Raw genomic sequence first — 21073 nt, forward strand, 5'->3', positions numbered from 1 at the left:
AGGGCGGCGGAGATCGGATGCACCGAGATCGGGTTCACGGGATTGTCGGGGGCGGCTGGTATCTGTGGGATATGGGCGTCAGCGTGGAAGAGTTTCTGGGCATGCTCGATCGCCTGCCCGAGGTGCGGCAGGGCGACGGGGGCGAGTGGGTCTCGCTGAAGGTGCGGGGCAAGGGCTTCGGGTATCTGTGGGAGCGCACGGAGACCGTGGGGCTGAAGGCGACCATCGAGGAGCAGATGGCGCTGGTGGCGGAACGGCCCGAGGTGTTCGAGGTGCAGTTCACCGCCGGGCGGTTCGGCTGGGTCGTCGTCCACCTGGACAAGATCGAGCCCGACGAGCTGTTCGAGCTGGTCACCGAGGCCTGGTGCCTCACCGCCCCCCGGCCGATGGTCGAGGCGCACGAGGCCGCGCACGGCATCGGCCACTCCGTCTGACCCCGCTACGGCCCGCCGCTCAGTGGCGCAGGGCCTTGGCCAGGTGGGCCCGAGGTCGGCGACGGCGGCCTGCAGCTCGTCCAGGTGCGCGTCGATCGCCTGTCAGCGGGCGATCTCTCGCTGGACCAGGGGAAGGTTGCGTCCACGGACCTCGATGAGCCGCTGGAGAGCCACCGACACTTCGGACATGGAATCTCCTATATAGATGGCTTCCATGGATCGCGCGAAGTGAGTATAGAGAACTTTCCAGCCCTCTACCATTGACTTATTTTTCAAACTAATAGAGGCCCCATCCGGCACATCGATAACACCGTTATGGGCGGCTCCGGAATCCCACTCAGCCCCTCTCTGTGCCTCTACCCAGGGGAATGTCCCTCTTTGAGATCCTTTATGTACATAAAAGATGAAACGTGGTTATTGAAACACCCGTTCCTATGACATGATCACCGCAGATCCGGTTCCTCGGGGGAGGTGGTCACGGGGTGCGTCGCCCCAGGGTGAAGGCCGAGCATCGCCCGCACCGGTTCGCCGACGGGACCGTGCGCATCGGCGGCGAGATCTACGGCGTGGCGGCGGAGATCGACGATCCCGACGGGTGGGCGTGGGCGGCGCTCTCACTCATGGACGGAACCCTCCCGACCGCCGCCCTAGTGTCGCGACTAAGAACCATTTTCCCGGAAATGTCCGGCCAAGTGGCGGAGTCCGTCGTCGCCCAGCTCGTCGATTCCGGATACGTCGAGGACGCCGCCGCCGTGCCCCCGCCCGAGCTGACCCCGCGGGAAGTGGAACGCTACAGCAGGAACCACGCCTATTTCCGGCGCGTCGACCTGACCCCGCGCGTCCACGGCTGGGAGGCGCAGCTCGCGCTCAAGAAGGCGCGCGTCGTGGTGCTCGGCCTCGGCGGCACCGGCAGCCACGCGGCCTGGGCGCTCGCCGCCGCGGGCGTGGGGCGGCTGCACTGCGTGGACCCCGACGTGGTGGAGCCGTCCAACCTCAACCGGCAGGCCCTGTACGGCGAGGCCGACATCGGGCACGGCAAGGCGGAGGTCGCCGTGCGCAGGCTGCGCGAGTTCAACTCCGCGGTGACGATCACCGGCGCCCGGCGCCGCGTCGAGACCCGGCCGCAGCTCGCCGAGCTCATCGCCGGCGCCGACATGCTGGCGTTGTGCGCCGACGAGCCGCGCGGGCACGGCCTGCGGGTGTGGGCCAACCGGGAGTGCGCGCGGGCCGGCATCCCGTGGGCGGGCGGCGGGTACAGCGGCCCCCTGGTGACGGTCGGGGTCTACGCGCCGGGCCATCCGTGCTACGAGTGCGTCAGCGCGGGCGAGCAGGCCCGGCGGCGTCCCGGCAGCCCGGCCGACCTGGGCGGGCCCGGCGTGATCGCCACCTCGGCCGGCATCTCCGGGCACCTCGTCGCGCACGCGGTGATCACGCAGCTCACCGGCGTCCCCGCCATCCCGCCGGGGCGGGTCGGCGGGCTGAACCTGATCGCGCCCGACCAGCTCATCGACGTCCGGCACCCCTCCCGGAAGGAGTGCCCCGTCTGCGGGCCCGGACGCGACGGCCATTGACCTCCCCCGGCGGCGCCAGGACGATCAGGTCAGTCCGTGCGGTCATGCCGCGAGGCCCCTACCGGAAGGCACCCCATGAGTCACGCAGAAAGCGAGATGCAGCCTCCCGAGATCGAACGCGACGGCGAGGTCAGGCCGCCGATCGCGATCCGCAGGCTGGACAAGATCGAGACCACCGCCGACAGCTCCGGCAACTCCAACTGATCCAGAAGTGAATCGGTAGGCGGGTGGGAATCCGCCTACCGACCTGGCGTCGCGCCGTCCCGGCACGCCCTTCCCGAGGTTCCCTTCCGGGGCCGCCACGCGCCCCCGCCGGACGCCCGTCCCACGCCGCCCCCTCTCGCCGGCGACGGGCCCCGTGACCGCCTCGCGCCTCCCGGCGGCGCGCCCGTACCTGACCGGCGGTCATCGACCGACAGAATGGGAGGAAACCTTGGACGCGTTCCACCGGCTCCGGGCCGCGGAGGGGGAAGTGCTCGCCGTCGCCGAGTACCAGCGGGAGTTCGACGAGGTCTTCGCCTCGTCCCGCGACACGGTGTGGAAGCTCGAACGGGCGCAGGTGTTCGACGAGACGGGCCTGGCGAGCTGGCACGCCATGGTCGAGGGCGACTGGGCGCGCTCGCTGGCGCTGATGGAGGAGCACCGCCCGGCGCTGGCGCGCCTGTACGCGGCGCGGCCGGACTTCCGCCGGCTGCGCGTGGTGGAGAGCCCGGTCACGCCGTACCTGCAGTGGGAGATGCACTTCTTCGCGGTGCGGGCGGCGGCCGGCGAGCACATCCGGGTGATGCCGGCGAGCGCGCTGCGCGAGGCCGAGACCACGGCGCCGCTGCCGGAACTGGTGATCTTCTCGCGGTCGCTGTGTTACCAGGTGCTCTACGACGCGATCGGCGCGCACACCGGGGCCCGCAGGGTCACCGACCCGGCGGTGGTCGCCCCGTGCCTGGACGCGCTCGCCCGCCTCTACCACCGGGGCGAGGAGCTGGCCGGCTACCACGCCCGCGCGATCGCGCCGCTGCCTCCGCCGCGGCCGGGCCCCGGCCCGGGGTGAGACCGCTAGGGCCCGGCGCGCGGCGGGCCGAGGAGGCCGAGGTCGTGGGCGTGGACGGCGGCCTGGGTGCGGTCGCGCAGGCCCAGGCGGGTGAGGACGCGGGAGATGTGGTTCTTCACCGTGCCCTCGCTGAGGTAGAGGCGGGCGGCGATCTCCCTGTTGGTCCAGCCGAGCGCCACCAGGCGCAGCACCTCGACCTCCCGGGGCGTCAGCGCGTCCGTCGGCGGGGGCGGCGGTTCGGGGACGGCGGGTTCGGCGCGGAGCCGCAGCCCCCGGGTGAGGTGGGCGGTGGCGGCGGCGTCGAGCGGGGTGACGCCCGCGTGCGCCAGCCGCACCGCGCCGGCCAGCTCGCGGGCGGGCAGGTCCTTCAGCAGGTAGCCGCACGCCCCCGACCGCATCGCCTCGACGACGTACTCCTCGTCGTCGAAGGTGGTCAGCATCAGCACCCGGCACGCGGGCAGGCGCCGGGCGATGACGGCCGCGGCGCGCACGCCGTCGAGGCCGGGCATCCGCACGTCCATGAGGACCACGTCGGGGGTGAGTTCCGTGGCCTTCTCGACGGCCTCGTGCCCGTCGGCGGCCACTCCGGCGACGCTGATGCCGGGCTCGATGTCCAGCAGCGAGGCGATGCTCTCCCTGACCAGCCGCTGGTCGTCCACGACCAGGACGCGCACGGGGCCGTCCGCGCTCACGGCGTGCCTCCGGCCGGGGAAGGCGGCATTCCGGCGGGGAACGGCGGGGTCACGGCGCCGGCGTGGGCGGGCGGGGCGGGGGCGCGCGGGATCGTGATCGTGATCCGGGTGCCCGCGCCGGGGCCGGTGGCCAGGTCGAGGTGGCCTCCGGCCAGCCGGACGCGCTCGCGCATGCCGGTCAGGCCGAAGCCCTCGGCCCCGGCGGCGAACCCGCGCCCGTCGTCGGCGACGACCAGCCGCGCCTCCGCGTCGCCGAGGGCGAGGCCGACGGACACGCGGGTGGCGCCCGCGTGGCGGCGGGCGTTGGTGAGCGCCTCCTGCGCGGCACGGTACAACGTGGTGCGCACGCGCGGGTCGTAGCCGGTCTCGTCGCCGCCGAGGTCCAGCTCGACGGCGGGGGCCTGGCCCGCGGCGCCCGCGGCGAGGTCGGTGAGGGCGGCGAGCAGCGAGAACTCCGGGGCGGGCGCGGCGGGCGCGCGCAGCGTGCGCACCGAGCGGCGCACGTCGTCCAGGGCGCGGCGGGTGGACTCGCGGGCGTCGGCGAGGGCCTGCCGCGCCAGGGCCGGGTCGCGCTCGCCGAAGGCGGTGGCCTTCTCCAGCAGGACGGCGACGGCGGTGAGGTGGTGGCCGAGGCCGTCGTGGATGTCGCGGGCGACGCGCACGCGCTCGGCGGCGGCGGCCAGCTCGCCCGCCTGGCCCGCGTAGGCGGCCAGCCGCGCGTTGGACTCCCGCAGCCGCGCGCGGTCCTCCTCCGCGCCGGCCGCCACGCCCGCGACCGCGAAGGAGAGGATCAGCCCGACGCCCAGCATGAGCAGGTCGGACACGTACTCGATGTCGCCGGGCCAGCCCGGCGCCGCCCACTGGTACCCGGCCAGGACGACGGCGGCGCACGCCACCGCCGACACCGCGCCGGCCGTGCGGCCGAAGGACAGGCGGGCGGTGAAAGGGACGAGCACCAGGAGGACGTGCGACAGGCCGGAGCCGTCGAAGGCCGTCACGAGGACGAACAGCGCCAGCCGGAGGCCGAGCAGTGCCGCGGCGACGCGCGCGGGCGGCGGGCCGGGCCGGAAGCGGCGGGATTCGATCAGGTCGAGCGCGAACAGCGCCCCGATGCCCGCGGCGAACACCACGACGGAGAGCGGCCCTCCGGGCCCCAGGGGCGCCCACGGCCCGGCCGGGAGCGGGGAGCCACCGCCACCGTCCCCGTGGCGCAGCGCCGCGTCGTAGAGCCCCGCGAGGAGTACGGCGGCGTACACGAGGAAGGAGGCCCGCCGGGCGGCCCGCGCCGAGGACACCGGCGACGCGACGGAGGACACCCGCCGCACGACCGGCGGCACGGCCGATGGCGCACGCCGGACGGTCCGGGACGTTGACACGTCCTCAGCGTACGCGGGGAGCTCCAGGGTGCGGGGGCGTGCGCGCGGGGTCTGGCCGTGCGGCACGTGCCGGATGGCACATGGGGCGCGGGCCGCGTGACGGACCCTCGCCGACCGGCACTTACGGGCGGGTGGACGGCGTCCCTACCGTCTGCTGCGGATCTCTTCCACCCGTCGTCCGAAACCGCTCGCGCGGCCGGACCGCAGACCGTGCCCCGGCGCCGTCCGGGGATGTCAGGAGTCCTCATGCAGTCGTTCATGCGTTTCAGCGCGATCACCGGGGTGCTGTGCGGCCTGTTCGTCGCCGTGCCCGGGGCGATCGAGGCGTTCACCGCCGAGACCGCGCCGACCAGCTTCGTGCTGGGTGTGGCGCCGTCGCTCGCCGTGCCGCTGGTCACCGGCCTGTACCTCGGCCAGCGGGCGCGGGCGGGAGGGTTCGGCCTGGTGGGGTACGCGGCGCAGGTCATCGGCCTCGGCCTGTTCGGCGGCGCGGCGTACACGCTGAACCTCGCGCTGTTCCATCTGGACCGCGCCGCGCTCGCCGCGCTGCTGCAGGGGCCGACGCGGGCCGCGCTGCTCGGCAGCGCGGCCGTCTTCGCCGCCGGGACGGCCCTGTTCGCGGTGTCCATGGTCAGGGCGGGCGTCCACCCGCGCGTCCCGGTGGTGGGGTACGGCGTCGCGCTGCCGCTGTTCGCCCTGCTGGCGCCGCTGCCGGACACGGCGCTGACCAGCGCGCTGCACGTGGTCGCGGGGGCGTGCGTGGTGTGGTTGTCGGCCTCGCTGTGGACGCGGCGCGCGTGGCCGGCGGCGGCCCCGGCCGGGGCGCCGGTGGGCTGAGGCGCGCTCAGCCGGCGGCGACCAGTTCCACGGCGTTCACGCCGTTGTTCCAGATCACGTTGTAGGTGGCGCCGGCGGCCGGGTCCACCTGGCCGCGGCCGACGTAGGTGTTGCGCAGGACGCCCATCGCGTCGTAGAGGTACACGGTGACCGAGTAGCCGTAGGGGCCGGTGCCGGCCAGGCGGTACGGCAGGCAGCTCCGCGGGGCCTGGGGCGAGACCTGGATGACGGCCGGCGTGGCCGGATATCCGATCAGCACGTCGGCGCGCTCGAAGGCCGCGCCCTGGGTCAGCTCGTCGCAGACGCTGACCGTGATCCATCCGGCGGTCCGGGTGGCGGGCGTGACCTCCGGCGAGGGCGTGGGGGCCGGCTTCTCGGTCGGGCCGTCCTGGGGCGGGTCGTCGTCGGGGGGAGGCGGCTCGGTCGTCCGCCGCGCGGGCGTAGGGGTGGCGGCGGGCGGCCGTCCCTCGTCCGTGGGGGGACGGGGGGCGAAGTCGCGCGCGGCGCCCGTGCCGCGGGGCTCGGGGACCGGTCCCTTCCTGACCTCGTTGACGAGCACGAGGACGGCCGTGATGAGGCCGAGGACCGCCGTGACCAGCGCGATGACCTTGACCGGGGAAGAATCGGCGGACACGGGTCGCCTCCCGTCCGTGACTCCGGCCGCGCCGTCGCCCTGGATCGCTCGCGTGTGAACTGGAACCCCCTAGGGACAGTGGTACGAGCCCCTGCTTGCGGCGTGGTTGTCCGTCGATTGCAGGCCGGTTTCACCCGTCGGCGCGCACCCGGAAACTCGGGGATTGACGGCTTCCGCAGGTGAGGGTAGCTTCCCGAATTGATAGGAAACTTTCTTATTCAAAACCCTCCCGACGAGCGGTCTTGCGCCGCCCGGCGGGGAGGTCGTGCAGTTGCACGCGCTTTGGGGGGACACGCACGCCCTATCTGCTCCGCTAGAGAGGAAGCCTGATGTCCCGTCTCCGTAAATGGAGAGCGGCCGCAGTGGCGGCCGCGTACGGCGCGGCCGTCATCGGCCTGACCGCGGTCACCGCGCCGCCCGCCAGCGCGGCCGCGTCGCTGACGGCGAAGTTCACGGCCGCCGACCGCGGCACTTGGTGGCAAGGCAGCTACGAGGTCAAGAACTCGGGTGACACCGCCGCCACCACCTGGACGCTGGAGTTCGACCTCAACTCCGGCCAGTCCATCGGGAACTGGTGGAACGGCACGCCGACGATCAGCGGCAGCCACGTCACGGTGAAGCCGGGCAGCGGCAACGCCAACGTCCCGGCGGGCGGCACGACCGGCGCCAACAGCTTCGGCTTCGTCGGGATGGGTGCGACCACGCCCCCCGCCAACTGCAAGATCAACGGCAACCCGTGTGAGGGCGGCACCCAGCCGGACACCCCGCCGACCGCGCCCGGCAAGCCCACGGGGACCTCCACCCCCACGAGCATCACCCTGAGCTGGGCCGCGTCCACCGACGACAAGGGCATCGCCGGGTACGACGTCTACCAGGGCACCACGAAGGTCGTCTCCAGCACCACGACCTCGGCCACGGTGAACGGGCTCACCCCCGACACCGACTACACCTTCACCGTGAAGGCGCGCGACACCGCCGGCCAGGAGTCGCCGGCCTCGCCCGCCACCACCGTGCGGACGCAGAAGCCGACGCAGACGGACCTGCCGCCGAGCGCGCCCGGCAAGCCCGTCGCGACCCCGTCCACCAACAGCGTCGCGCTGACGTGGGCCGCCGCGACCGACGACAAGGGCGTCGCCTCCTACGACGTGTACCAGGGCTCCACCAAGGTCGCCCAGGTCGTCACGCCGTCCGCCACCGTGACCGGGCTCACCCCCGACACCGAGTACACCTTCACCGTGAAGGCGCGCGACACCGCCGGCCAGGAGGGCCCCGCCTCCCCCGCCACCACGGTCCGCACCCTGCAGGACCAGAACCCCGACACCCAGGCGCCGACCGTGCCGGGGACGCCGTCCTCCACCGGCAAGACGACCACCAGCGTGACGCTGCAGTGGGGCGCCTCCACCGACAACCGCGCCGTCACCTCCTATGAGGTCTACAACGGCGACACGCTCGCGGCCACGGTGACCGGGACGCCTCCCGCGACCACCACGACCGTCTCCGGCCTCACCCAGGACACCGAGTACACCTTCAAGGTGCGGGCCAAGGACGCCGCGAACAACCAGTCCGGCTTCTCCCCGACGGTGACCGTCCGGACCGACAAGCAGCCCACCGACCAGTCGGCCTGCCGTCCCGACGGGCTCTACCAGTCGCCCGGCGTGACCAACGTCCCGTACTGCAACGTGTACGACACCAACGGCCGCGAGAAGATGGGCGCCGACCACCCGCGCCGCGTCGTCGGCTACTTCACGAGCTGGCGGACCGGCAAGGACGGCTCGCCCTCGTACCTGCCCAAGGACATCCCGTGGGACAAGATCACCCACATCAACTACGCGTTCGCGCACATCGACGGCCAGAACAAGGTCTCCGTCGGCGGCGCCGGCGCGAACAACCCGTCCATCGGCATGGAGTGGCCGGGCGTGCAGGGCGCCGAGATGGACCCCGCGTACTCCTACAAGGGCCACTTCAACCAGCTCAACAAGTTCAAGAAGCAGCACCCGAACGTCAAGACCCTGATCTCGGTGGGCGGCTGGGCCGAGACCGGCGGCTACATCGACGACAACGGCAAGCGCCAGGCCAGCGGCGGCTTCTACACGATGGCCAGCTCGCAGGCGTCCATCAACACCTTCGCCGACTCGGCCGTGAAGTTCCTGCGTGACTACGGCTTCGACGGGCTCGACATCGACTACGAGTACGCGACCTCCGCCCCGAAGGCCGGCAACCCGGATGACTTCACGTTCTCCGAGCCGCGCCGGGCCACGCTGATGGCCGGGTACGTCAACCTGATGCGCACCCTGCGTCAGAAGCTGGACGCCGCCGCCGCGGCCGACGGCAAGTACTACCTGCTCACCGCGGCCACCACCGCCTCGGGCTGGATCCTGCGCGGCAGCGAGAGCTACCAGGTCACCCAGTACCTCGACTACGCCAACATGATGACCTACGACCTGCACGGCGCCTGGAACCAGTTCGTCGGCCCGCTGCAGGCCCTGTACGACGACGGCACCGACGCCGAGATGAAGCACTGGAACGTCTACGGCACCTACAGCAACATCGGCTACATGAACGGTGACTGGGCGTACCACCACTTGCGCGGCGCCATGCAATCCGGACGCATCAACCTCGGTCTCGGCTACTACAGCCGCGGCTGGAAGGGCGTCACGGGCGGCACCGACGGCCTGTGGGGCCTGTCCAAGCTGCCCGACCAGACCAAGTGCCCGAAGGGCACCGGCTCGGACATCGGCTCCACCGTGCCCTGTGGCGACGGCGCCATCGGCATCGAGAACCTGTGGCACGACCTGGACGCGGCGGGACAGGAGGTGCCGGCCGGCGTCAACCCGGCGTGGCACTACAAGAACCTGCAGGAGGGCAAGCAGGGCAGCTACATCACCCAGTACGGCCTGACGCCCGACACCGACCCGAACGACCGGATCTCGGGCACCTACGCCCGCAAGTACTCCTCGTCCATGGTCGCCCCCTGGCTCTGGAACAACGACAAGAAGGTGTACCTGTCGACCGAGGACGAGCAGTCCGTCCAGGCCAAGGCCGACTACGTGGCCAGCAAGGGCATGGGCGGCATCATGATCTGGGAGCTGGCGGGCGACTACGCCTACTACCCGGAGCGTGACGGCGGCAAGGGCGAGTACTTCATCGGCGACACGCTCACCACGAAGATCTACAACACGTTCAAGACGGCCGCGCCGTACGGGAACCTGAAGGCCGGCACCAAGACCATGCCGACCCAGACCCTGAACGTCAACGCCGAACTGTACGGCTACGCGGTGGGCGACGCGAACTACCCGATCTCGCCGAAGCTGAAGTTCACCAACAACTCCACGACCACCATCCCCGGCGGCGCCACGATCGAGTTCGACTACGGCACCTCCGCCCCGCCGACCATGAACCAGCAGACGGGCTGGACGCTGTCCGTCGTGTCCACCGGGCACACCGGACCGAACGTCGGCGGGCTCAAGGGCGACTTCCATCGGGTCCGGCTGACGGTCCCGACCTACGAGAGCATCGCTCCCGGGCAGTCGAAGGAGATCCAGCTCCGCTACGACCTGCCGATCGCGTCGCCGTCCAACTGGACGATCACGTTCGGCGGCCAGAGCTACCGCATGTCCGTCGACAACCCTCGCTGATCAACCCCGGTTGACCCCGGTTTCGCGCCGCCCGGCCCCTTCCGCCGGGCGGCGCGCCCCTTTTAGGGGGTCTCGGGGGTTTCCGCGGCCCTGCGGCGCCTCGAAGGACATGGTCTGCGCCTAACAGTAATAGGCTTTCCGGCGATCTTTACCGTCGACTCGGAGATGTGCGATGCCGCTTGCGCCTGCCGGACACGGGCCGAGGTCCGTCCTGGCCGCCTGCGCGGCCGGGCTGGTCCTGCTCGCGGGCGCGGGCGCCCTGGCGGCCGACGGGCGGGCGCCCGGCTCCGGCGCCCCCGCGCCGGGCACGCCCGCGGCCGCCGCGCCGGTCGGTCCGGGCCCCGCGAGCCCGGCCCCCGGCCCCTCGGGCAGCCGCTCGCCCTCGGGCAGCCCCTCGCCGTCGGGGGCCGCCGACGGCGTGCCGCAGGCCCGCGCGGGCGACCCCGGCGAGGACACCCCGGCCGGCCGCGGCGAGCGCGCGCGGGTGCGGGTGCCGCGTGCGGCGCAGGGCCGGTACGCGGTGGCCCGCGGCGGCGACGCGCCGCCGAAGGGCCACAAGGGCCCGCTCGTGCGCTACCTGGTGGAGGTCGAGCGCGGGCTGCCCTTCGACCCGGAGGAGTTCGCGGCCGAGGTGCACCGCACCCTCAACGACCGGCGCGGCTGGGGCGCCGGGGGCCGCATGCGGTTCAAGAGGGTGGACCAAGGCCCGGCGCGGTTCCGCGTCGCGCTGTCCAGCCCGGCGACGACGGACGCGCAGTGCCTGCCGCTGCGCACGCTGGGCGAGGTCTCCTGCTGGAACGGCCGGCGCTCGGTCATCAACGCCAAGCGCTGGGCCTTCGGCGTCGAAGGGTACGGCGACGACCTCGGCGCCTACCGCGAGTACGTGATCAGCCACGAGGTGGGCCACGCGCTCGGCCACGGCCACGAGCCCTGCCCGTCGCGCGGCAGGCCCGCGCCCGTGATGACCCAGCAGACCATCTCGCTGCAGGGCTGCCGCCCCAACCCCTGGCCCTACCCGCGCGCGGGCCGGAAGAAGGACCGCGGGTAGCCCCGCCTCCCGTCACGCACCGACACGCCGCGTCACGGACGGTGACCGGCGGCCCGTGATCTCGTAGGGTGGCCGTCGTGCTCCCGGCCCGGCGTCCCCGAGCGCGGGCGAGCCGCACGGGAGCCCGTGCCGGTCGAGCGAATCGGGGTGCCGGATGCGCGCAGCGTTGACCGCCTCGGCGGCGGTGTCCCTGGTCTGGTCCCTCCTTTGGTCCCTGCTCGCCGCCCCGGCGCCCGCCGGCGCCACTCCCCCGCCCGGCGCGTCGTCCCGGCAGGAGGCGTTCCGCGCCGCGGCCTGGCGGTACGGCGTGCCGGAGAAGGTGCTGCTCGGCGTCTCGTACCTGGAGTCGCGCTGGGACGCCAACGACGGCCTGCCCAGCGTCACCGGCGGCTACGGGCCCATGCACCTCACCCTCGGCGGGCCCGCGCCGTCCACCGCCGAGCGGGCCGCCCGCCTCACCGGCATCCCCGCGGACCTGCTGACGCGGGACCCGGCCGCCAACGTGCTCGGCGGCGCCGCCCTGCTCGCCCGCCACCAGAGTGACCTCGGCGCGCCGCCGGACGCCGGCCCCGCCCGCTGGTACGACGCCGTGGCCCGCTACTCGGGCGCCCGGGACCCCGGCACGGCCCGCCGGTTCGCCCGCGAGGTGTTCGCCGTGATCAGGCACGGGGCGAGCCGCGTCACCGACGACGGCCAGAAGGTTTCGCTGCCCCCGTCACCGGAGATCGCTCCGCCCATGGAGGAATCGCGCGGGGCCGGCGGGCGCGGCGAGGCCAAGGACGTCGACTGCCCGCGGCGGCTCGCGTGCGCCTGGATGCCCGCGCCGTACCAGAGGCTGCCGGGCGACGGCCGCACGTACGGCAACCACGACCTGTCGGACCGCCCCCGCACCCAGAAGATCCGGTACATCGTCGTCCACGACACCGAGGAGACCTTCGACAGGACCCTCGGCCTGGTCTCCGACCCGGCCTACGTGAGCTGGCACTACACCGTCCGCTCCGCCGACGGGTACATCGCCCAGCACGTCCGGGCCAGGGACGTCGCCTGGCACGCCGGGAACTGGTACGTCAACGCCACCTCGATCGGCATCGAGCACGAGGGCTACCTCGCCCGCGGCGCCTGGTACACCGAGGCGATGTACCGCGCTTCCGCCCGGCTCGTGCGCCACCTGGCCAAGAGGTACGGCATCCCGCTGGACCGGGCGCACATCCTCGGCCACGACAACGTGCCCGGCACGACGCCGGCGACGATGGCCGGCATGCACGTGGACCCGGGGCCGTACTGGGACTGGGGACACTACTTCGAGCTGCTCGGCCGCCCGATCCGTCCCACGGCCGGCCCGCGCGGGGGGCTGGTGACGATCCGCACCGACTACGCCTCGCACCGGCCGCGCTACACCGGCTGCGAGGCGGCCGGGGTGGACTGCCGCCCGCACGGCTCGTCGGCGGTCCGGCTGCACACCGAGCCGGACGAGGACGCCCCGCTGGTGCGGGACGCCGGCCGCAAACCTGGACGGTCCACCTACGACGTGTACGACCACGGGGCGCGGGCGTCGACCGGGCAGCGGTTCGCCGTCGCCGCCCGCCGGGGCGACTGGACGGCCATCTGGTACCTGGGCCGGATCGCCTGGTTCCACGACCCGCCGGAGGCGCCGACGGCGGTGAACGCCACCGGGCCGGTCGTCACGCCGCGGCGGGGCCTGGCGAGCGTGCCGGTGTACGGCAGGGCCTACCCCGAGCCGGAGGCGTATCCGAAGGGCGTGCCCGTCCAGGACATCGTCCCGCTGCGGTACGAGATCCCCGAGGGGCAGCGGTACGCCGTGGGCCTGTCCACGCGCGGGGAGTACTACTACGCCACGACCTTCGACCCCGCCGACCACCGGGTCGTCAGGGGCCGCGTGCTCTACCACCAGATCCAGTTCGGTCACCGGGTGGCGTACGTCATGGCCGGCGACGTGGACCTGCTGCCCTCGGCGTCGGGGGCGCCCCGGTGACGCGCGGGACGGGCCGGCGTCCCCGTCAGCGGTCCGGGGCCGGTGATCGGATCAGTAGTCGGGCAGGACGCCCTTCAGCCCGGCGCGGGCCTCTGCCGGGTCGTCGGAAGCGGCGCGCACGCCGGTGAGGCGCTCGGCCAGCGCGAGCGCGGCCTCCACTCCGGTCTCCGGGCCGTCCTCGCCGTCCTCGGCGATCAGGCCGAGGTCGCGCATCTCGGCGAAGTGGCGGTCGGGGTCGGCGCCGGACCGCGAGTCGCCGGGGAACTGGGGGTCGAAGCCGAGGATCTCTCTGCCGTCCTCGTAGTAGACGAAGGTCTGGTCGAAGTCGGCGTTGCGGAACACGCTGGCCACGGCGGTGCCCGCGGACAGGGGGCGCAGCAGTTCGTCCATCGTGCCCGCGTAGCCGTTCTCCTCGACCAGCAGGGCGCCCCCGTCGGCGCTCTCGCCGCGCAGGACGCCCCCGAGGACGTCCTCGTCCTCCTCCTCGTCCTCGCTCAGCACCTCGACGCCGATGCGCCGGAAGGCCTCCTCCGGAGTGAGGCCGCGCACGAACGTGAGGCAGAAGCCGAGTTCGCGGGTCGAGAACCAGTCGTATCCGTCCAAGGTGACACCACTCACGTGATCTCCTGGCTTGTCCTCGAATGAGCCCGCCGAGTACCGGTCGAGCCGACCGACAATTGTCGGCCGTACCGGTGTCCACGCCGTGACACGCCCGTGGCCTGGCCATGACGGCCCGGTTGCGGTGCGGGGACGCGCCGCCGCACCCCGAAACAGCACACCGACAAAGACACACTTACGGTGATAATGCGCCACCTAGGCGGATATAACCGAAATCAGGACGAATATACGCGCCGCCGCTTCAGGCAATATTACGGAGTTGTACCGCATCTCACGAGAAGATATTCCTCGGCATTCCTATTCGCTAGCTTTCCAGTCAAGGAACGGGGGGTGGCATGGGAAGGCGGCGCGGCGGCCTGGCGGCGCTCGTGCTGTGGGCCCTGCTGTGCCTGGGAGCCTCCGCCCCGGCCCTGGACGGCGACCCCGCGGGCGACATGAAGGCCGTCTACTGCCTGAGCCGGCCGCACCGCGCCGACCTCATCGAGGCCGCCGTCGTCCTCAAGGCGGGCGCCCGCGACACCGCCACCGGCCCCGAGGCACTGAAGACGCCGGGCAAGGTCTACGCGACGCCGGAGCTGTGGCGCGAGGGCGACTCCGAGGCGTTCGACCGGGTGTGCTCGGCCCTGGTCGCCACCGTCCCGCAGCTCACCGCCCCCGCCGAGCCCAGCCCGCTCGCGGACATGGCCGCCGTCGTCCTCCCGCTGATCCTGGGCGCGGCGCTCACCATCGCCGGCCAGCGCGCCGACGCCGCCCTCGCCCGCCGCGCGCAGGACCACGACGGGGCGCGCGGCGCGGCGGCCCGGTTCCAGCGCGCCGCCCAGGACTACCTCACCGCCTGGGTGGACGACGAGACCGCCCCGAGCGCCCAGGCGTCGGAGGCGGCGCTCGACCTGCTCGCCGCGGTGGCGCGCCTCGGCGGCGGCGCGCGCCGTACGGCCGCCGCCCGCGTCACCGCCGCGCTGCCGGTCCCCTACGACCTGAACGTGATCCACGACGGCGAGCCCGGCCACGAGCGGCGCAGAACGCTCGCCGCCGGGGAGCTCGCCCGCCTGGCCGCGATCGTCCACGCCACGGAGGTGCTCATTCGTACGCGCGCGTTCTGGCCCGCCCCGGCCTCCGATCCCGCACCTCCGCCTCCGGGGGGCGGCCCCGCGACGGCCCCGGGCACGGGAGGAGGCGCCGCGTGATCGAGAACAGCTTCGGCATACCGGAACTGCGCGAGCAGCTCCTCGGCGACGGCCTGGAGCTGGAGAACGTCACCGACGTCCCGCTGTGCCCGTGGCGCATCCGCGGCCACCATCTGCTGCGCGTCGAGGTGGACGACACCGAGGAGGCGTTCCAGAGCTTCCGCCGCCGGCTTCACGACGTGCGCGACCTGCTGGAGGACGGGCGCCTGGTGGTGGTCAACGGCATCGAGGGCAGCGGCAAGACCACGCTCATCCACCGCTGCGTGGACGACCTGCAGAGCAGGATCGTCCAGGCCCTCGGCCACATCCCCGACGACACGCCCACCGGGGAGCCCGGCGACTGGGCGCTCCGCTCCCATGAGGACCGGATCTGCATCGCGGACCTCAGCGACAAGGCGTCCAAGGTCGCCTACGTCAACGGGCAGATCTGCCCGATCTCCGTCATCAACCGGCGGATCTTCGAGCGGGTGGTGGACGCCCTGGCCCGGCGGTTCGGCCCGTCCGAGAAGCTCAGAGCGCTGGCGGCCAACGAGCGGGACTCGCCGGAGATCCTCTACGAGAAGCTCAGCGAGGAGTTCCTGCAGGACCGGAAATTCTTCCTGCTGGTGATCCTTCCGTCCATCAAGCTCGGCCCGAGGCTCGCGCACCTGGAGTTCCTGAGGTCCTACGTCAACTTCACCGATCCGCGCCTGGTGTTCTTCGGAGAGACGACGGAACGCGATATCGCGGGCGAGCTGGGACCGTTCGATTACCGCAAGAAGGACGTCCTGGTGAACGTTTCGGTGGGCGAACTCAAGGACATCGACCTTGAAAAGTTCGTCAAGACCCGGACCAGCCGCAAGGGCCTCGCGAAGTCGCACGTCATCATAGCGCCGCGGACGTTGTCCGATGCCAGGCCCGATATCGACTATAAGACCGTGCGCGTGCTGCAGAACTGGCTGTTCGAGGTCGGCGAGATCGCCCGCGGGGCCTCGCGCGAGGAGATCCTGCCGGACGACTTCACGGTCTACCAGGAACGGCTGCTCGGCACGCTCGTCCGCCACAGGGTCGAGCCTCGATCCGGAGGGGATGGCCAGGGTGAACCCCAAGGATGACAGGGTCGATCCCCGGGACAACCCGTTCCCTTCCGTCCCCATCGCCCGGCTGACGGGCAGCTCCGACCTGCTCCCCGTCGGCCTCCAGGGCGGCCGGGTGCCCATCACCGTGGAGACCGGCGCCATCGCGGCCATGCGCGCCCAGCTCGACGCCTGGCGACGCCAGAGGCTGAACGTGCCGTCCGTGGGCCGCGCCCTGGCCGTGGTCGGCGACCTCGGCACCGGCAAGAGCCACATCGCGCGCGACCTCGCCCACACCGTGATGACCCGGCCCGGTCCCGCCGCGCCCGTGCTGTGGCTGATCGACGAGCCGGTCTGGGACTTCGGCCAGATCTACCGCGAGCGGCTGGTCACCGACCTCAAGGACCAGAAGAGCGTCTTCTACGAGGTCCTGCTGGACTACTACTCCGACGTGACCGCCGAGAGCCTCGCCGGCTCCCGGTCCCTGGACTCGATCGCCGCCGGGCTCAAGGGCCGCGACCTGGACCCGCAGGCGGTCATCGACGCGCTCAACCTGTCGGAGGCCGCGATCCGGGCCGACCTCGAACGGCGGCTCCAGGGCCTCACCGAGCACGGCAAGTTCGCCTCCGCGCTGGCCCTGCTCCAGATCCCGGGGTTCCAGAACGCCGTCTGGGAGTGGTTCATGGGCCATCCCCCCAGCGACATCCTCAGGGAACGCGGCATCGACTCCCCCATCGACGACGTGAGCTCGGTCTTCGAGGCGCTGGCCGTGTTCGCCTTCCTGTACGGGCGGGCGGGACGGCGGTTCATCCTCGTCGTCGACATGCTGGAGAAGGTCCTGGAGTGGCCCATCGACCGGCGGACCGCGTTCGTCCAGGCCTTCGAGAAGCTCGTCAACGTGTACGTCAGCGTGGGCGGCCTGCTGGTCTTCTGCGTGGTCCCCGACGCGCTCGGCATGCTCGGCGAGGGTGTGCAGGAGCGCATCCGGCCGATCCGCACCACGGCCCTGACCGACGAGGAGACCGTCGAGCTGACCCGCCGGTACCTGGAACGCGCCCGCGGCACCAGGGGGGCCGCGCTCGACGCGCCCGGCCCGGAGCCGGACGTTCCCGCCGCGCCTCCGCCGGTACCGGGCGCGCCGGAGGAGGCCCCCGCCGACCTGGCGCCCTTCACCGTCGGCTCGCTGCGCTACATCCGCTCGCTGGCCGGCGGCGTCCCGCGCCGGGTGCTCAAGATCTGCCATCACGCCTGGGCGCAGGCGGCGCGGCGCTCCCCCGGCGACGGGCCGTCCGTCGTGGACGAGGTCATCGTGCGCGACGCGGTCCGCGCCACCTTCGAGACCGCCACGCTGGAACAGGTGCGCGCGTCCATCCGCAGCGTGCTGGAACTGGAGTCGCGGCGCTTCGAGCCGAGCCCGGTCCGGTTCAGCGCCCGCCCGGCGGGCGAGGCGGGCAAGGTCGACTTCTGGATACCCGTGGGACGGCAGGGCGCGGCGATCGCCGTGCTCACCACGGACTCGGTCATGCAGTCGAGCCAGGTGGAGCGGCTGGAGCGCATCGTGTGGGCGGCGCGCAAGGACACGGGGGCGGCCCCGTGTCAGCCGCTGGTGGTGGTCAACGGCTACCTGTCCCCCGCGCTGCGCCAGCGGATCGCCGAGCTCACCGACGCCCAGCCCGTCGTCTACAGCGACCGCGACTTCACGCTCACGCTGCGCGAGGCCGTGCGGGAGCTGGCGCGCCGCCTGGAGGCGGCCGACCGGGACGGCGTGCTGGACGTCATCCGCAGCCGCGTGGAGGACATCTCCTACCAGCAGACCACCGTCCTGGACTACCTGCAGCGGATCGACGGCCGGGTGGAGCAGGCCGACGCGGCGTCCGCGCGGCGGCTCGGCGAGCTGCTCAGGTCACTGCCCGCGGAGCCGGAGCCGCGGGAACGGCGCCGCGAGCATGCCCACCCTCGGGCCGCACGGCACCGGATGCCCGAGGACGTCGAGCGGCACTTCGACCGGGCCTTCGACGCGATCGGGCTGATGAGCGGCGTCCCGGCCACGTTCAGGGACGTGTTCACCGTGGACGAGACGGCGGCGGCCGACGTGCGCCCGCGGCGGCTCGGCTTCACCATGGACGAGTTCCAGGCCGTCGGCGTGGCGGTGCTGCTGGAGAAGCTGCTGGAGGCGTTCCGCGACAGCGTGGCCGCCTGGCTGGAGCAGGCGGACGCCGCGCGGTCACTGCCCGGGGAGACGGTGCCGACGACGGCCCAGGAGCGGCGGCTGCGCACCATCTGCCGGAGTTACGAGATCACCGCGGAGATGCTGCCGGTGTTCCGGCTGGAGAGCATGGCGGCCTTCGGGCCGTTCACCGAGGGGCCCGAGCCGATCGAGCACGCCTCGCGCACGTTCCGCAGGGCCGAGGCGGAGGACGCGCTGTCCCGGCTCGGCGAGCGCGTGCTGGCGGCGGCCATGGCCAGCGTGCGGACCTAGGGCCGCGGCCGGCGTAGGGCGAGAGCCGTCGCGCCGAAGGCGGGCGGCGTCACCGCTTGCGCGCGTGCGAGCCCATGGCGAGGACGTGGCGGACGGCCAGCGGGCGGAACGCCGGGAACGGCGCGGGGCTCGGCACACGGACACCGGTGCGGACCGGGACGGGCACGGGAACCGGGCGGGTGATCCTGTCCCACACGCCGTTCGTGACGATGTGCAGGACGTTGACGGTCAGGATGGCCGGGGCGATCACCCGCACGGCCGCGGGCAGATGCGGCTGCAGGGCCAGGGCCAGGATGATCGCGGTGATGCCGTTCTGCTGGCCGAGGGCCAGGCGGACCCGGTCGGCCGCGCCGAAGCGGCGGCCGATGAGCAGCCCGGCGACCACCTGCGCCCCGAAGGCGGCGAGCCCGAGGATCAGCCCGAGCCGGAGGTCCACGCCGCCGATGAGCAGCATGCCGAGCACGAACGCGGCGAGGTAGAAGGCGACGGAGGTGACGCGGCCGACGAGCGCCTCGACGCCGCGGGGGCGGTAGAACAGGCCCGCGAGGGCGACGCCGAGCATCAGGAACTGCCAGGCGGCGAGGGCGAGCAGCCCGGCGAGCACGATCATGGCGACCAGCGGGAAGGCGGGATGCTCCTTGAGCGGCCGGCGCGCCGGGCGGCGCGCGGCGAGCCACCAGGCGGCCCCGGCCGCCGCGGCGAACGCGGCGTTGGCCGCGAGGCCCGTGCCGTACGACGTCAGGCCGCCCATGGAGCCGCCCGCGGCCGGGCTCAGGGTGGTCGTGACGAGGTAGACGGTGAGCAGGGCCGTGACGGGGTCGTCGAAGGAGGCCCAGGCGAGCAGGAGCGAGCGGGCGCGGCCGGACATCTTCGAGCGGCCGATCATCGCGCTCACCGACAGCGGGTCGATCTGGGCCACGGCGACGCCGAGGATCATGGCCGTGGTACTGCCGGAGGCCAGGTACATGACCACGGCGATCAGCGCCGCCTTCAGCGCCACGCCGACGGTGACCGCGGCGACGACGGTGGGGACGTCCTGCACGGCGTCGCGGGTGATGCCCGAGGCGCTGCCGTACAGGCCCACGGCCAGCAGCGCGTTGACGCCCCACAGGTACCACGGCGAGGTGACGGCCAGGCCGTGGCCGCCGGGGCCGGTGAGACCGGCGGCGGCGAGCCCGAGCGCGGTCACGAGGAGTACGGCCACGAGCCGTCCGGAGGATCGCTCGACGAAAGCGGTGAGCACCTTCACCACGGTCCTCCACATCGACACCGCAGCCCTGTATTAATTAGTCACCACGTATTTTAGTGCTTTCCCCGGCCGCGGTCACCGGTCCTCGGAGGGAAATCAATGATCGAACATGGGTTATGGCCGGGATATTAACCGCCTTTTCCGGCGTCCATCTCATCGGCGGATATATCAGCTTTATCCATGGTTCTTCCCGGTGGCCGTCACCCGGCGACCGCGCCCAGCGCCTCGGCCAGCCGGCGCAGCCGCAGCTCGGCCTGATCCACCTTGTCCTGCAGCAGGGTGACGCCGAACAGGAAGTCCCCGAGGCCGGCGCCCAGCCAGTGCACGTAGAGCGCGCCCTCCTCGACGTCCAGCACGAGCCGCGTGATCGGCGAGTCCCCGGCGCGGCGCAGGGTCTGCCGCAGCCGCGCGACGTCGGTGCGCAGCCGCCCGGCGATCTCGTGGTAGAGGTCCCTGCGCCTGCGCACCCCGACGTTCCTGAACAGGGGGGCGAGCGCGGGGTCGTCGAGCACGTCGCCGGTGTGGACCGGCCACCAGCCGCGGTGGAGGGCCGCGTAGTTGAGGTCGCCGGCGTTGACGGCGTGCGCCCACAGGTCGAACAGCTTGGCCTGGGGCGCCTCCGCCATGCCGGGCTCGCCCCGGACGTAGGGGACGCTCGGCGCGTCGAGCTCGGGCAGCTCGGACACCGGAACGCCGCCGGGGTTCTGCCCGCCGAGGCGCAGGTCCACCACCCGGGTCTCGGTGACCAGGGCGTTGACCGCCCAGTCCATGGCGGACACGCGGTCCGCGGCGAGCGTGGCGCCGACGAGGTACTCCCCCGCGCGGACGCGCCCGCAGTGGAACGCGGCGTCCTCGGTCTGCACCACCGTGCGCATGAGCACGCCGGAGTCCAGCGCCTCCAGCGCGGCGCCGAAATCCTCCACGCGGCTGATGAGCTGGCGGGTGACGTTGCGGTGATTCTCCCGCACCCCGTGGACCGGTTCGGAAAAGCGTTCCGCGTATTCGCCGGACTCGAAGGCGTCGACCGAGAAGTCGAACACGCCGCTTCCGTAATGCGCGACATAATCCAGGCCGGGACCCGCGGCGACGGCGTCCCTGCACCGGTCGATCAGGTTCGCGTACGCCTGCCCCACGTGCGGGTCGCGGGTCACGGTCACGCCGGCGTCGCGTGCCGCGCGCGTCCCTTCGCCGAGAACCTCTGCCATCGTCGTCCCCTT

17 protein-coding genes are annotated in these 21073 nt (G+C 72.8%); 11 read left to right on the forward strand and 6 right to left on the reverse strand.

The window, feature by feature from the left end; all coding sequences use genetic code 11:
* Nucleotides 1-71 precede the first annotated feature (71 nt).
* The 4 genes from BJ982_RS33465 (at nt 72) to BJ982_RS33475 (ending at nt 3053) form a co-directional block, all read left to right on the forward strand.
* Nucleotides 72-434 carry an MmcQ/YjbR family DNA-binding protein gene (locus BJ982_RS33465; RefSeq protein WP_184886727.1) on the forward strand — a complete coding sequence of 121 codons (363 nt, stop codon included), beginning with the start codon at nt 72-74 and terminating at the stop codon, nt 432-434.
* A gap of 482 nt (nt 435-916) precedes the next feature.
* Nucleotides 917-2005 (forward strand): HesA/MoeB/ThiF family protein, encoded by a 1089-nt coding sequence (locus tag BJ982_RS33470; RefSeq protein WP_184886729.1) that lies wholly within the window; start codon nt 917-919, stop codon nt 2003-2005.
* 75 nt (nt 2006-2080) lie between these two features.
* Nucleotides 2081-2209, forward strand: a complete 129-nt coding sequence (locus BJ982_RS39995) for a hypothetical protein (protein WP_260413888.1) — start codon at nt 2081-2083, stop codon at nt 2207-2209.
* 229 nt (nt 2210-2438) lie between these two features.
* Complete coding sequence (locus BJ982_RS33475) at nt 2439-3053, forward strand: DUF6879 family protein (RefSeq protein WP_184886731.1); 615 nt, start codon at nt 2439-2441, stop codon at nt 3051-3053.
* Nucleotides 3054-3058: 5 nt separating this feature from the next.
* Here the strand turns inward: BJ982_RS33475 and BJ982_RS33480 are convergent, their stop codons facing one another.
* Both BJ982_RS33480 and BJ982_RS40730 read right to left on the reverse strand, forming a co-directional pair.
* A complete protein-coding gene (locus BJ982_RS33480; RefSeq protein WP_184886733.1) occupies nt 3059-3745 on the reverse strand; it encodes a response regulator in 687 nt (228 codons plus the stop codon).
* On the reverse strand, nt 3742-5121 hold the full coding sequence (locus tag BJ982_RS40730; protein ID WP_203958970.1) for a sensor histidine kinase: 1380 nt from the start codon (nt 5119-5121) through the stop codon (nt 3742-3744). Before BJ982_RS40730 ends, BJ982_RS33480 begins: the two co-directional genes overlap by 4 nt.
* A gap of 246 nt (nt 5122-5367) precedes the next feature.
* Between BJ982_RS40730 and BJ982_RS33490 the strand changes: the two genes are divergently transcribed.
* Entirely contained in the window at nt 5368-5958 is a 591-nt protein-coding gene (locus BJ982_RS33490) for a hypothetical protein (RefSeq protein ID WP_184886735.1), read from the forward strand.
* A 7-nt stretch (nt 5959-5965) separates the two neighbouring features.
* Here BJ982_RS33490 and BJ982_RS33495 read toward each other — a convergent pair whose 3' ends face one another.
* Nucleotides 5966-6592 (reverse strand): hypothetical protein, encoded by a 627-nt coding sequence (locus BJ982_RS33495; protein WP_184886737.1) that lies wholly within the window; start codon nt 6590-6592, stop codon nt 5966-5968.
* A 362-nt stretch (nt 6593-6954) separates the two neighbouring features.
* Between BJ982_RS33495 and BJ982_RS33500 the strand changes: the two genes are divergently transcribed.
* The 3 genes from BJ982_RS33500 to BJ982_RS33510 all read left to right on the forward strand — a co-directional run bounded on the left by BJ982_RS33500 (nt 6955) and on the right by BJ982_RS33510 (nt 13268).
* Nucleotides 6955-10227 carry a chitinase C-terminal domain-containing protein gene (locus tag BJ982_RS33500; protein WP_184886739.1) on the forward strand — a complete coding sequence of 1091 codons (3273 nt, stop codon included), beginning with the start codon at nt 6955-6957 and terminating at the stop codon, nt 10225-10227.
* Nucleotides 10228-10399: 172 nt separating this feature from the next.
* Nucleotides 10400-11275 (forward strand): DUF3152 domain-containing protein, encoded by an 876-nt coding sequence (locus BJ982_RS33505; protein ID WP_184886741.1) that lies wholly within the window; start codon nt 10400-10402, stop codon nt 11273-11275.
* 154 nt (nt 11276-11429) lie between these two features.
* Nucleotides 11430-13268, forward strand: a complete 1839-nt coding sequence (locus BJ982_RS33510; RefSeq protein WP_184886744.1) for an N-acetylmuramoyl-L-alanine amidase — start codon at nt 11430-11432, stop codon at nt 13266-13268.
* Between the two features lie 51 nt (nt 13269-13319).
* Here BJ982_RS33510 and BJ982_RS33515 read toward each other — a convergent pair whose 3' ends face one another.
* Nucleotides 13320-13886 carry a DUF6461 domain-containing protein gene (locus BJ982_RS33515; protein WP_184886746.1) on the reverse strand — a complete coding sequence of 189 codons (567 nt, stop codon included), beginning with the start codon at nt 13884-13886 and terminating at the stop codon, nt 13320-13322.
* A gap of 335 nt (nt 13887-14221) precedes the next feature.
* Here BJ982_RS33515 and BJ982_RS33520 point away from each other — a divergent pair, with 335 nt between their 5' ends.
* The 3 genes from BJ982_RS33520 to BJ982_RS33530 are packed head-to-tail and all read left to right on the forward strand — an operon-like array spanning nt 14222 to nt 18607.
* Nucleotides 14222-15073 (forward strand): hypothetical protein, encoded by an 852-nt coding sequence (locus BJ982_RS33520; RefSeq protein ID WP_184886748.1) that lies wholly within the window; start codon nt 14222-14224, stop codon nt 15071-15073.
* A complete protein-coding gene (locus BJ982_RS33525) occupies nt 15070-16167 on the forward strand; it encodes a P-loop NTPase family protein (RefSeq protein ID WP_184886750.1) in 1098 nt (365 codons plus the stop codon). Before BJ982_RS33520 ends, BJ982_RS33525 begins: the two co-directional genes overlap by 4 nt.
* The gene (locus BJ982_RS33530; protein ID WP_184886752.1) at nt 16151-18607 is read left to right on the forward strand and encodes a hypothetical protein; all 2457 of its coding nucleotides are present in this window, start codon (nt 16151-16153) and stop codon (nt 18605-18607) included. Before BJ982_RS33525 ends, BJ982_RS33530 begins: the two co-directional genes overlap by 17 nt.
* A gap of 49 nt (nt 18608-18656) precedes the next feature.
* On the opposite strand, the gene BJ982_RS33535 is transcribed toward BJ982_RS33530, so the two are convergent.
* On the reverse strand, nt 18657-19856 hold the full coding sequence (locus BJ982_RS33535; RefSeq protein WP_184886754.1) for a hypothetical protein: 1200 nt from the start codon (nt 19854-19856) through the stop codon (nt 18657-18659).
* Between the two features lie 200 nt (nt 19857-20056).
* Nucleotides 20057-21061, reverse strand: a complete 1005-nt coding sequence (locus BJ982_RS33540; protein ID WP_184886755.1) for a hypothetical protein — start codon at nt 21059-21061, stop codon at nt 20057-20059.
* Nucleotides 21062-21073: the final 12 nt, after the last annotated feature.

Origin of the sequence: Sphaerisporangium siamense (genome assembly GCF_014205275.1) — a bacterium.
GTDB classification, from domain to species: domain Bacteria; phylum Actinomycetota; class Actinomycetes; order Streptosporangiales; family Streptosporangiaceae; genus Sphaerisporangium; species Sphaerisporangium siamense.